General features: G+C 64.0%; 22 protein-coding genes and 1 pseudogene. All 23 read right to left on the reverse strand.

Annotated elements, in window-relative coordinates:
• A partial coding sequence (locus VGL40_16020; protein HEY3316772.1) for a preprotein translocase subunit SecY occupies positions 1-308 on the reverse strand: 308 nt, incomplete at its 3' end.
• Positions 309-752 carry a 50S ribosomal protein L15 gene (gene rplO, locus VGL40_16025; GenBank protein HEY3316773.1) on the reverse strand — a complete coding sequence of 148 codons (444 nt, stop codon included), beginning with the start codon at positions 750-752 and terminating at the stop codon, positions 309-311.
• Positions 749-940, reverse strand: coding sequence for a 50S ribosomal protein L30 (rpmD, locus tag VGL40_16030; protein HEY3316774.1), 192 nt, complete (start codon positions 938-940; stop codon positions 749-751). The genes rplO and rpmD overlap by 4 nt, the downstream gene beginning before the upstream one ends.
• Before the next feature lie 34 nt (positions 941-974).
• The gene (rpsE, locus tag VGL40_16035; GenBank protein HEY3316775.1) at positions 975-1601 is read right to left on the reverse strand and encodes a 30S ribosomal protein S5; all 627 of its coding nucleotides are present in this window, start codon (positions 1599-1601) and stop codon (positions 975-977) included.
• A 16-nt stretch (positions 1602-1617) separates the two neighbouring features.
• Positions 1618-1986 carry a 50S ribosomal protein L18 gene (gene rplR / locus VGL40_16040; protein HEY3316776.1) on the reverse strand — a complete coding sequence of 123 codons (369 nt, stop codon included), beginning with the start codon at positions 1984-1986 and terminating at the stop codon, positions 1618-1620.
• 12 nt (positions 1987-1998) lie between these two features.
• Positions 1999-2538, reverse strand: a complete 540-nt coding sequence (gene rplF / locus VGL40_16045) for a 50S ribosomal protein L6 (GenBank protein ID HEY3316777.1) — start codon at positions 2536-2538, stop codon at positions 1999-2001.
• Between the two features lie 15 nt (positions 2539-2553).
• Positions 2554-2952, reverse strand: a complete 399-nt coding sequence (gene rpsH / locus VGL40_16050) for a 30S ribosomal protein S8 (GenBank protein ID HEY3316778.1) — start codon at positions 2950-2952, stop codon at positions 2554-2556.
• A gap of 39 nt (positions 2953-2991) precedes the next feature.
• Positions 2992-3186, reverse strand: coding sequence for a type Z 30S ribosomal protein S14 (locus VGL40_16055; protein HEY3316779.1), 195 nt, complete (start codon positions 3184-3186; stop codon positions 2992-2994).
• A 12-nt stretch (positions 3187-3198) separates the two neighbouring features.
• Positions 3199-3738 carry a 50S ribosomal protein L5 gene (rplE, locus tag VGL40_16060; protein HEY3316780.1) on the reverse strand — a complete coding sequence of 180 codons (540 nt, stop codon included), beginning with the start codon at positions 3736-3738 and terminating at the stop codon, positions 3199-3201.
• Between the two features lie 136 nt (positions 3739-3874).
• The gene (rplX, locus tag VGL40_16065; GenBank protein HEY3316781.1) at positions 3875-4204 is read right to left on the reverse strand and encodes a 50S ribosomal protein L24; all 330 of its coding nucleotides are present in this window, start codon (positions 4202-4204) and stop codon (positions 3875-3877) included.
• A gap of 16 nt (positions 4205-4220) precedes the next feature.
• On the reverse strand, positions 4221-4589 hold the full coding sequence (gene rplN / locus VGL40_16070; GenBank protein ID HEY3316782.1) for a 50S ribosomal protein L14: 369 nt from the start codon (positions 4587-4589) through the stop codon (positions 4221-4223).
• A gap of 12 nt (positions 4590-4601) precedes the next feature.
• Positions 4602-4874 carry a 30S ribosomal protein S17 gene (gene rpsQ, locus VGL40_16075; GenBank protein HEY3316783.1) on the reverse strand — a complete coding sequence of 91 codons (273 nt, stop codon included), beginning with the start codon at positions 4872-4874 and terminating at the stop codon, positions 4602-4604.
• 58 nt (positions 4875-4932) lie between these two features.
• Positions 4933-5139, reverse strand: coding sequence for a 50S ribosomal protein L29 (gene rpmC / locus VGL40_16080; protein ID HEY3316784.1), 207 nt, complete (start codon positions 5137-5139; stop codon positions 4933-4935).
• Positions 5129-5566: a 50S ribosomal protein L16 gene (gene rplP / locus VGL40_16085; GenBank protein HEY3316785.1), complete on the reverse strand. Its 438-nt coding sequence runs from the start codon at positions 5564-5566 to the stop codon at positions 5129-5131. Before rplP ends, rpmC begins: the two co-directional genes overlap by 11 nt.
• Positions 5567-5571: 5 nt before the next feature.
• Positions 5572-6234: a 30S ribosomal protein S3 gene (rpsC, locus tag VGL40_16090; protein HEY3316786.1), complete on the reverse strand. Its 663-nt coding sequence runs from the start codon at positions 6232-6234 to the stop codon at positions 5572-5574.
• Between the two features lie 324 nt (positions 6235-6558).
• A pseudogene (gene rplV, locus VGL40_16095) lies at positions 6559-6891 on the reverse strand (50S ribosomal protein L22).
• Positions 6892-6920: 29 nt separating this feature from the next.
• Positions 6921-7205, reverse strand: a complete 285-nt coding sequence (gene rpsS, locus VGL40_16100; GenBank protein ID HEY3316787.1) for a 30S ribosomal protein S19 — start codon at positions 7203-7205, stop codon at positions 6921-6923.
• Between the two features lie 64 nt (positions 7206-7269).
• Positions 7270-8100: a 50S ribosomal protein L2 gene (gene rplB, locus VGL40_16105; protein HEY3316788.1), complete on the reverse strand. Its 831-nt coding sequence runs from the start codon at positions 8098-8100 to the stop codon at positions 7270-7272.
• Positions 8101-8114: 14 nt separating this feature from the next.
• Positions 8115-8402, reverse strand: coding sequence for a 50S ribosomal protein L23 (rplW, locus tag VGL40_16110; protein HEY3316789.1), 288 nt, complete (start codon positions 8400-8402; stop codon positions 8115-8117).
• Positions 8395-9024 carry a 50S ribosomal protein L4 gene (rplD, locus tag VGL40_16115; GenBank protein HEY3316790.1) on the reverse strand — a complete coding sequence of 210 codons (630 nt, stop codon included), beginning with the start codon at positions 9022-9024 and terminating at the stop codon, positions 8395-8397. Before rplD ends, rplW begins: the two co-directional genes overlap by 8 nt.
• A 42-nt stretch (positions 9025-9066) precedes the next feature.
• Positions 9067-9687 carry a 50S ribosomal protein L3 gene (gene rplC / locus VGL40_16120; GenBank protein HEY3316791.1) on the reverse strand — a complete coding sequence of 207 codons (621 nt, stop codon included), beginning with the start codon at positions 9685-9687 and terminating at the stop codon, positions 9067-9069.
• Positions 9688-9709: 22 nt separating this feature from the next.
• Positions 9710-10018, reverse strand: coding sequence for a 30S ribosomal protein S10 (rpsJ, locus tag VGL40_16125; protein ID HEY3316792.1), 309 nt, complete (start codon positions 10016-10018; stop codon positions 9710-9712).
• A 120-nt stretch (positions 10019-10138) separates the two neighbouring features.
• The coding region (tuf, locus tag VGL40_16130; GenBank protein ID HEY3316793.1) for an elongation factor Tu at positions 10139-10284 on the reverse strand (146 nt) is incomplete at its 5' end.

Genomic DNA, 10284 nt, shown 5'->3' on the forward strand with positions numbered 1-10284 from the left:
GGACCCTCCTTCTGCATCTGCTCCCACTTGGGAATGACGATGGTCAGGAGTTGGACGATGATTGACGAGGTGATGTAGGGACCGACGGACATGGCGAAGACGGTGTAGGTCTTGAACGACCCGCCCGAGATGGTGTCCAAGAGGCCGAAGAGGGCGCCCTGGCTGAGCAGGTTGGCGATGGCCTCCCGGTCGACTCCCGGGACCGGCACATGGGCGCCGATTCGGAAGATGAGGAACATGTACAGGGTGAAGAGGAGGCGCTTGCGGAGGTCGGCGATACGGAAGGCGTTGCGGAAGGTGTCCAGCACTTAGATCACCTCTGCTTTACCGCCGGCCGCCTCGATCTTGGCCCTGGCCGACGCCGAGAACTTATGGGCTTTCACGGTGAGCGGCTTATCGATGGCCCCGTCCCCTAGGACGGCCAGTCCGTCTCCGATCTTCCTGATGACCCGCTTTTCCTTGAGCAGCTCCGGGGTGACCTCGGTGCCGGAGTCAAACCCGGCCAGGTCCCGGAGATTGATCTCTACGTAATCCCGCTTGAAGGGAGCGTTGGTGAAACCGCGCTTGGGCAGCCGGCGCTGCAAGGGCATCTGGCCACCTTCGAAACCGGGGCGGACGCCGCCGCCGGCCCGGGCCTTCTGGCCCTTGTGGCCCTTGCCCGCCGTCTTGCCGAGGCCGGAGCCCAGGCCGCGGCCTTTCCGCTTGGAAGCCTTGCGGGCTCCCAGGGCGGGCTGAAGCTCGTTGATTCTCATGCCCGGCCGACCTCCTCAACCTTCAACAGGTGGGTGACTTTGTCAATCATCCCGCGGATGGACGGGCTATCTTCCTGAATGACCTGGTCGTTCATACGGCGCAGGCCGAGCGTCCTGACGATGACGCGCTGGTCCTGGGGGCGGCCGGCCAGGCTTCTAACCAGGGTGATCCGTACTTGTTTGGCCATAGTAGTGGCTCCTCCCCTTGAAGCTCAGGCCACCTTAGGCGCGGGCCTGCAGTTCTTCGACCGTCCGGCCACGCAACCGGGCCACGTCGGCGACCTGCTTGATCTGCCGGATGGCGTCCATGGTGGCGTTGACGACGTTGTTCGGGTTGGCCGACCCCAGCGACTTGGTCAGGATGTCGCGAATGCCGGCCAGTTCCATGACCGCGCGGACGGGGCCGCCGGCGATGACGCCGGTGCCTTCCGAGGCGGGTTTCAGCATCACCCGACCGGCCCCGAAGATGCCAAGGGTCGCGTGGGGGATGGTCGTTCCCACCCGCGGGCAGACGACCAAGTTCTTCTTGGCGTCCTCGATTCCCTTGCGGATGGCGTCGGGGACTTCGGCCGCCTTACCAAGGCCGCAACCGACGCGGCCATTCTGATCGCCGATGACCACCAGGGCGCTGAAGGAGAAGCGACGGCCACCCTTGACGACCTTGGCCACGCGGGCGATGTGGACGACTTTTTCTTTGAATTCGCTTTCCGGCTCCTGCCGGTCCCGGCGATCGCGGGGACCTCTACGGTCGCCGCGGCGATCCCTGGAGCCGCCCGGGCCTCCCGGACCGCCCGGACCCCCCGGCCCGCCGGGGCGATTCCCACGCGGGTACTGCTGTCTGTAGGCCATTCGCTTACCCCCTAACCTAGAATTCCAGGCCGGCCTCGCGGGCGCTGGCTGCCAGGGCAGCCACCCGGCCGTGATAGAGGAACCCGCCCCGGTCGAAAACGACCTGCTTGATCCCCTTGGCCAAGGCCCGCTGGGCGACGAGTGCGCCGACCAGTTTGGCGGCCTCGACGTTGCCGCCGCTCTTGGCCTTCCCCCGGACCACAGGGTCCAGGCTCGAAGCGGCCAGGAGGGTCCGCCCGGACTCGTCGTCGACGACCTGGGCGTAGATTTGATTGAGTGAACGGAAGACGTTCAGCCGCGGCCGAGTCTCAGTACCGCTGATGTTCTTGCGGACTCGGCGGTGCCTCTTCACTCTGGCGGCAGTGCGATCATGTTTCTTAAGCACGCTCGGTCACCCCTACTTCTTCCCGGCCTTGCCGGCCTTGTGCCTGACGTGTTCACCAAGGTAGCGGATGCCCTTACCCTTGTATGGCTCGGGTTCGCGGATGGCCCTGATCTTGGCCGCCGTCTCCCCGACCAGTTCCTTGTCACTGCCCCGGATGATGATGCTCGACGTGTTCGGCACGTCAATGGTGATCCCCGCCGGGGGGTCGACCTCGACCGGGTGCGAGAACCCCAGGGCCAGGGTGAGCTTGTTGCCGGTCTTGGCGGCGCGGTAGCCGGTCCCCTCGATCTGGAGGGACCGCTCAAAGCCCTTGGTCACCCCACTGACCATGTTCTGAAGGAGCGTCCGGGTCAGGCCGTGGAGGGCCCGGTGGGGGCGCTCGTCGGAAGGCCGCGAGACGATGACCGTATCGCCCTCGCGGTCGATCTTCATGTCCCGATGAAAGGTCCGGGTCAGCTGGCCTTTGGGGCCCTTGACCGTGACGGTGGCGCCGTTGATGGCTACGTCCACGCCGGCCGGGATCTTGACCGGGAGTCTACCTACTCTCGACATAGGTCGTGAGCCCCCTTACCACACGTAGCAAATGACCTCGCCGCCCAGACTGTTGGCCCGGGCGAACCGGTCGGAAACCACGCCCTTGGGCGTGGAGATGATGGCGATGCCAAGGCCTCCGAGGACCTTCGGAATCTCGTCCCGCTTGACGTAGACTCTCAAGCCCGGGCGGGAAATCCGCTTCAGGCCGGTGATGACTTTTTCCTTGTTCGGGCCGTACTTGAGGTAGAGGCGGATGGTGCCCTGGCGACCGTCGCTGATCCACTCAAAGTCGCGGATATACCCCTCTTCTTTGAGGATCTGGGCGATCGACTTCTTGACGCGGGAACCAGGCACATCGACCTTCTCATGGTTGACCAGGTTGGCGTTCCTGATCCGGGTGAGCAAATCGGCAATGGGATCTGTCATTGCCATCGGTCATACCTCCTTAGCTGCCAGAGGGACCCCTGGCTGTTACCAGCTGGCCTTCGTGACCCCAGGGATCTCGCCGCGATGAGCCAACTCGCGGAAGCACATCCGGCAGAGCCCGAATTTGCCAATATATCCGTGGGTCCGGCCGCAGATGCGGCAGCGATGATAAACCTGAGTCTTGTGCCGGGGGTTCGCCTTGACCCGCATCCACTTGTTGTACTGCGACTTCTTAGCCATGACCCAGCCTCCTTAGTCCTTGAAGGGCATGCCCATCATCGCCAGGAGCCCCTTGCCTTCTTCGTCGGACTTGGCCGTGGTGACGATGGTGATGTCCATGCCCCGGACCTTCTCGACCTTATCGTAATCGACTTCCGGAAAGATCAGCTGTTCCTTGATGCCCAGGGTGTAGTTGCCACGGCCGTCGAAGCCCTTCGAAGACACCCCGCGGAAGTCGCGTACCCGCGGTAGGGCGATGTTGACCAGCCGGTCTAGGAAGTCGTACATTTTCTCGCCGCGCAAAGTCACGGCACAGCCGATGGCCATGCCCTTCCGGATCTTGAAGTTGGCGATGGACTTCTTGGCCTTGGTCACCACCGGACGCTGCCCGGTGACCTGGGTCATCTCGGAAACGGCCGTGTCCATGGCCTTCGCGTTCTGAACGGCGTCGCCCACGCCCATGTTGACCACGATCTTCTCGAGTCGGGGGATCTCCATGACGTTACCGTAATTGAACTTCTCCTTGAGGGCCGGAGCCATCTCGTTGCGGTAACGGTCGCGCATCACGCTCAAGCTCATTCCTCCCCGCGCCCCTCGGCTGGCAAGGGGTTTCGCCTCCCGCGGCACCGCGCTTCCCCCGAAGGGCGGCCGTCTGGGACGCTCAGCTCCTGGCCGAGGGCGCCGTCTTCTAAGTGCCTTACGTTCGGGACTAGCGGTCGATGGTCTCGCCACAACGCTTGCAGACTCTGACCGACTGGCCCGACTCGAGAATCTTCGAGCCCAGGCGGGTCGGCTCGTTGCACTTCGGGCAGACGAGGGCGACGTTGGAGGCGGCCAAAGGCATCTCCTTGTCGACGATCCCGCCCTGCATGACCTTTTGCGTGGGCTTCTGATGCTTCTTGGCGACGTTCACGCCCTCGACGACCACCCGGTTCTTGTCCGGCAGGACATTGACCACCTTGCCCCGCTTGCCCTTGTCCTTGCCGGAGATGACCGCGACGGTGTCGCCCTTGTGGACGTGGATCTTGCTCTGGGCCATCACGAGTCCTCCTTAACTAAAGGACTTCCGGAGCCAGCGAGATGATCTTCATGAACTCTCTCTCGCGAAGCTCGCGGGCCACGGGCCCGAAAATACGGGTGCCACGGGGCTCCTTGTCGTCCTTGATGATGACGGCGGCATTCTCGTCAAACTTGATGTAGGAACCATCCTCGCGGCGGACGCCGCTCTTGGACCGGACGACGACGGCCTTGACGACCTCGCCCTTCTTGACCACGCCGCCTGGAGAGGCTTCCTTGACCGAGGCCACGATAATGTCGCCGATGTGGGCGTATTTACGCTGCGAGCCGCCCAACACGAGGATGCACGAGATCTCCTTGGCTCCTGTGTTGTCGGCCACGGTCAGCCGGGTTCGCGGCTGGATCATGCCGATCTCCTCCTACTTCGCCTTATCGACGATCTCCACGACCCGCCAACGCTTGTCGCGGGAGACGGGCCGGGTCTCCATGATCTTGACCCGGTCGCCGACGTGGGCCTCGTTCTTCTCGTCGTGAGCCTTGAACGTCGTGGTCCGTTCGATCCGGCGCTTGTACAGGGAGTGCTGGGTCATCCGCTGGACGGCGACGACGACGGTCTTATCCATCTTGTCGCTGACCACCGTGCCGACCCTGGTCTTCCTAGCCCCACGGTCTGTCTTCTCTAATTCGGCCAACCTTGCGGCCTCCTTCCACGGCTTTCCGGCGCCGTCCCGCTGCGGACGGCCTATTGCCTCAGGCCTTCTGCTGAGCCTTCAGCTCGCGCTCCCGCTGGACGGTCTTGACCCGGGCGATGGTCCGCCGGACCTCTCTGATCCGCATCGGGTTGTCGAGCTGTCCGGTGGCCAGTTGGAATCTAAGGTTGAAGAGCTCACCCTTCAAACTGTCGAGCCTCTTTATCAGCTCGTCGTCTTCAAGGTCGCGGACTTCTTTAGCCTTCATGAGCCTCTTCACCACCCGCTTCTTCACGTTTCACGAACTTCGTCTTGATCGGCAGCTTGTGGGCGGCCAACCGCATGGCCTCACGGGCCAGATCTTCCGGGACACCGGCCAGTTCGAAGAGGACCCGGCCCGGCTTGATCACCGAGACCCAGAACTCCGGGGCTCCCTTGCCGCTCCCCATACGGGTCTCGGCGGGCTTCTTGGTTACGGGCTTGTCGGGGAAGATCTTGATCCAGACCTTGCCGCCACGCTTGATGTATCGGGTCAAGGCGACGCGGGCCGCTTCGATCTGGCGGTCGGTCAGCCAGGCCGGTTCGAGGGCCTGCAGACCATACTCGCCGTAAGTGATCTCGGAGCCCCGCAAGGCCACGCCCTTCATCCGGCCGCGCTGCTGCTTCCGGTACTTGACGCGCTTGGGCATCAACATGAGGTCTAGACCCTCCCTTCGACGACCGGCCCGGCGCCCTGGGGAAGGATTTCGCCCTTATAAATCCAGACCTTAACGCCGATCTGACCGTAGGTCGTCTTGGCTTCAGCCAAGCCGTAGTCGATGTCGGCTCTCAAGGTATGGAGGGGCACGGTGCCTTCGCGAGCCTGCTCGGTGCGGGCCATTTCGGACCCGCCCAACCGGCCGCTGACGCGAATCTTGACGCCCTTCGCCCCGAGCCGCATGGACCGCTGGATGGCCTGCTTCATCGCCCGCCGGAAGCCGATCCTCCGGATGAGCTGTGAAGCCACGCTCTCGGCCACCAACAGGGCGTCGAGTTCGGGCGTCTTGATTTCAATGATATTGACGGCGACCGGCTTGCCGGTCTGCCGCTCGAGCTCCTTGCGGAGGGACTCGACGCCGGCGCCGCCCTTGCCGATGACCATCCCCGGCTTGCCGGTGTGGATGGTCAGCTTGACCCGGTTGGCCGCCCGTTCGATCTCGACCCGCGAGATCGAGGCGTTGGCCAGCTTTTGGCGAATCAGCTTGCGGATCTTGACGTCCTCATGGAGCAGGTCCTGGTAAGTCTTCTTACCCGCGTACCACTTGGAGTCCCAATCCTTGATGATCCCGATCCGCAGCCCTTTGGGGTGAATCTTTTGACCCATCGTTCACTCACCCTTCCCCTGGCGCCCGGTCTTCTTCTCCGCCTTTTTCTCGGCCTTGGGCTTGGCCGGCGCCTTGGTGCCCGGAGCCGCCTTCTTGGCCGGCGCCTTCTTGGCGGACGCCTTGGTGGCGGGCTTGGCGGCCGTCTTGCCTTTGGCGGCGGGCTTGGCGGCCTTCTTCGGGGCCCCGGCGGCCGTCTCGGCCGATGGCTCTTCCTTCACGGCCTCCGTCTCGGCCGGCTTGGGCGGCTGGGCCCGGCGGACGCCCGGGCGGCGGAAGAACCGCCGGCCGCGTGGCTTCTCCACACCCTCGCCCTTGCCCTCGTTCCGCTGGCTGACGACCACGGTGACGTGGCTGGTGCGCTTCTTGATCGAGAAGGCCTGACCCCGCTGACGCGGCTGGAACCGCTTGAGGGTCGGACCGACATCCACGAAGGCCTCGGAGATGTAGAGGTCGTCGTGGTTCATCTCGTAATTGTGGGTGGCGTTGGCGGCCGCCGACTTGACCACCTTCTCGAGGATCTCCGAAGCGACCTTCGGAGTGTACCTCAGGATGGCCAGGGCTTCGTCGACCGACTTGCCCCGGATCAGGTCCATAACCACCCGCACCTTGCGCGGGGCGATGCGGACATGGCGGGCGACAGCTCTAGCTTCTTCCATGGCGAAGACCCCCTTAATCCTGGTCTGGCCTACTTGAGGGCCGACGACCTCTCGGTGTGTGCCCCGTGGCCGCGGAAGGTCCTCGTCGGGGCGAATTCTCCGAGCTTATGCCCGACCATCTCTTCAGTGATATAAACCGGGACGTGCTTGCGCCCGTCGTAGACGGCGATGTTGTGCCCGACCATGTCGGGCATGACCGTGCAAGCTCGGGCCCAGGTCTTCACGAGTTTCTTCTCGTTCTTCTCGTTCATGGCCAGGATCTTCTTCATCAGATTCTGGTCCACGTATGGCCCCTTCTTAGTCGACCGTCCCATTCATGAAGCCTCCTTCGTGCGAGCCCGGGCCTCCCCGGGTTCAGACCCGGCGCCGGTGCTTCGGCTACTTCGAGCCGCGGCGCTTGAGGATGTACTTGTCGGAGTACTTTGTCCGCGGCCGGGTCTTGACCCCCATCGCCGGCTTGCCCCAGGGCGTGGTCGGCTGGCGGCCGATGGGCGACTTGCCCTCGCCGCCGCCGTGGGCGTGATCGACCGGGTTCTGGACGACCCCGCGGACCGTCGGACGGACTCCCATCCAACGGGTCCGGCCGGCCTTGCCGATGGTGATGTTCTCCCACTCGACGTTCCCGGCCTGGCCGATGGTGGCCCGGCAATCCACCGGGACCAGCCGCATCTCGCCCGACGGCATCCTGATGTTGGCCATCTCGTTTTCCTTGGCCATCAACTGGGCCTGGGCACCGGCCGAGCGGACCAGCTGGCCGCCCCCACCGGCGTGCAGTTCGATGTTGTGGATGAAGGTACCAACGGGGACGTTCCTCAGGGGGAGGGCGTTACCCGTCTTGATGTCGGCGTTCGGCCCGGACATCACCGCCTGGCCCACGATGAGACCCGCCGGGGCGAGGATGTAGCGCTTCTCACCGTCGGCGTACTGCAGGAGGGCGATACGGGTGTTCCGGTTGGGATCGTACTCGATGGCCACGACCTTCGCCGGGATGTCGTCCTTCCGCCGGACGAAGTCGATGACCCGCAGCTTCGGGCTGGTGCCGCCGCCGCGGTGGCGGACGGTCTGCCGCCCGTACATGTTCTTCCCGGCCGACTTCTTCAAGTGCTTGAGAAGCCGCTTCTCGGGCTTCTTCTTGGTCACTTCGCTGAAGTCGGAGACGGTCATCGACCGGCGGCCCGGAGAAGTGGGCTTGAAGTTCTTAACCGGCATCTGGATTCAACTCCTTAGACTGCCTCGAAGAACTGAATCCGCTGTCCCTCTTCGAGGGTGACTACGGCCTTCTTCCGGGTCTGGGTCATGCCGGAGTGGATCCCCATCCGCTTGACCTTACCCAGTTGCCGCAGGGTATTGACGTCTTTCACATGAACCTTGAAGATCTCCTCGATGGCCTTCTTGATCTCCGTCCGGTTGGCGTCCATGGCCACCCAGAAAGCATACTTGCCGTGCTCCATGGCCGCGTTGGTCTTCTCAGTGACGATCGGTCCGAGGATGATGTCCCTAGCCTCAGCCATTGGACAACGCCTCCTCCACTTTGGCCGCCGCGTCCTTGGTCATGACCAGTCTCGAGTGGGTCAGGACGGAGTAGACGTTCAGTCCGGCCGCGTCGGTCGCGACCACCCCGGGCATGTTCCGCGAGGAACGACGGACGCCCTGGTCGGACTGAGCGGTGACGATGAGAGCCTCATTGCCGGCGCCCACGTTGCTCAGGATTCGGGCCACTTCCTTGGTCTTCGGCTCTTCCAGCGTCAGTTGGTCGAGGAGGACCAGTTCACCCGCCTTGACCTTGGCCGAGAGGGCCGAACGCAAGGCGGCGCGCCGCGCCTTCCGCGGCATGGTGTAACGGAACTCCCGCGGCTGCGGGCCGAAGGTCACCCCGCCGTGGCGCCACAGGGGCGACCGGGTGCTGCCGGCGCGGGCGCGGCCGGTCCCCTTCTGCCGCCAGGGCTTCTTGCCGCCACCGGAGACGAGACCACGGGTCTTGGTCGCCGAGGTCCCCTGCCTCTGGTTGGCCTGATACATCACGACGACATCGTGCATCAGGGCCTCGTTGATCTCGGCCCCGAAGACGACGTCGGAAAGCTCCACGTCGCCGAGGACGCTGCCATTGATGTCGAAGAGTTTAACCTTGGGCACGACGAGCTCCCCCTTTCAACCGGCGCTCGAGCGTCTAAGCGCTCAGACCTTATCCTTGATCGTCACCAGGGCGCCGGTGACGCCGGGGACCGAGCCGCCGATGAGGATGAGGTTCCTTTCCGGGTCGACCTTGACGATCCGGACGTTCTTCGCGGTCACCCGGTCACCGCCCAGTCGACCGGGCAGCATGCGGCCCTTGAAAACGCGGGCGGCGGCTCTGGACTGGAGCGAACCGACCCTCCGGTGGTACTTGGAGCCGTGGGTCATCGGTCCGCGGTGGGCGCCGTAACGCCGGATCGTACCGGCGAAGCCGAGCCCACGGGAGATCCCGATGACGTCGACGACTTCACCGTTATTGAAGATGTCGGCCTTGATCTCCTGACCGACCTGATACTTATCGATATCGGTCACCCGCAGCTCCCGCAAATGCCGCCGCGGCTGGGCCTTCTGCTTCTCGAAGTAGCCCTTGGCCGGCTTCGTCAGCTTCTTTTCCTTGATGTCGCCGAAGCCGACCTGAATCGCGTTGTAACCGTCGTGCTCGGCCGTCTTCTTGTTGACGACGAGGCACGGACCGGCCTCGATGACCGTCACCGGGATAGCCCGGCCGGCCTCATCAAAGACCTGGGTCATGCCCAGCTTCCGGCCGAGGATGCCCTTGGTAATCATAACCGCACCACCTTCAGACCTACAGCTTGATCTCGATATCCACGCCGGCCGGTAGGTCGAGCCGCATCAGGGCGTCGACGGTCTTGGGGGTGGGCTCGAGGATGTCGATGAGGCGCTTGTGGGTGCGCATCTCGAACTGCTCACGGATGTCCTTCTCGCCGTTGGGAGCGGTCAGGACGGTGAAGATGCTCTTTTCGGTCGGCAGGGGAATCGGTCCCGAGACCGAGGCCCCGGTACGCCGGGCGGTCTGGACGATCTTCTCGGCCGATTGATCCAGGATCTTATGGTCGAAGGCCCGCAAGCGAATGCGGATCTTTTGATCTGGCATGTGGCTCCCCCTCCTATAAGGGGTTTTGAGTTCGCGGTCGGGCGGGGGTCGGACGGCTGAGGCCCTTGTGGGACCGGCGCTACCGGTCCCGCCCGACATGTCGATCCGATTCTCGAGAGCTTAGGCGACGACGGTGGTGACGACGCCCGAGGCGACCGTCCGCCCACCCTCGCGGATGGCGAAGCGCAGACCCTCTTCGATGGCGATCGGGGTGATCAGCTCGATATCCATCCGGATGTTGTCACCCGGCATCACCATCTCGACGC

Source organism: Bacillota bacterium (assembly GCA_036504675.1).
GTDB lineage: Bacteria > Bacillota > Sulfobacillia > JAJYWN01 > JAJZPE01 > DASXUT01.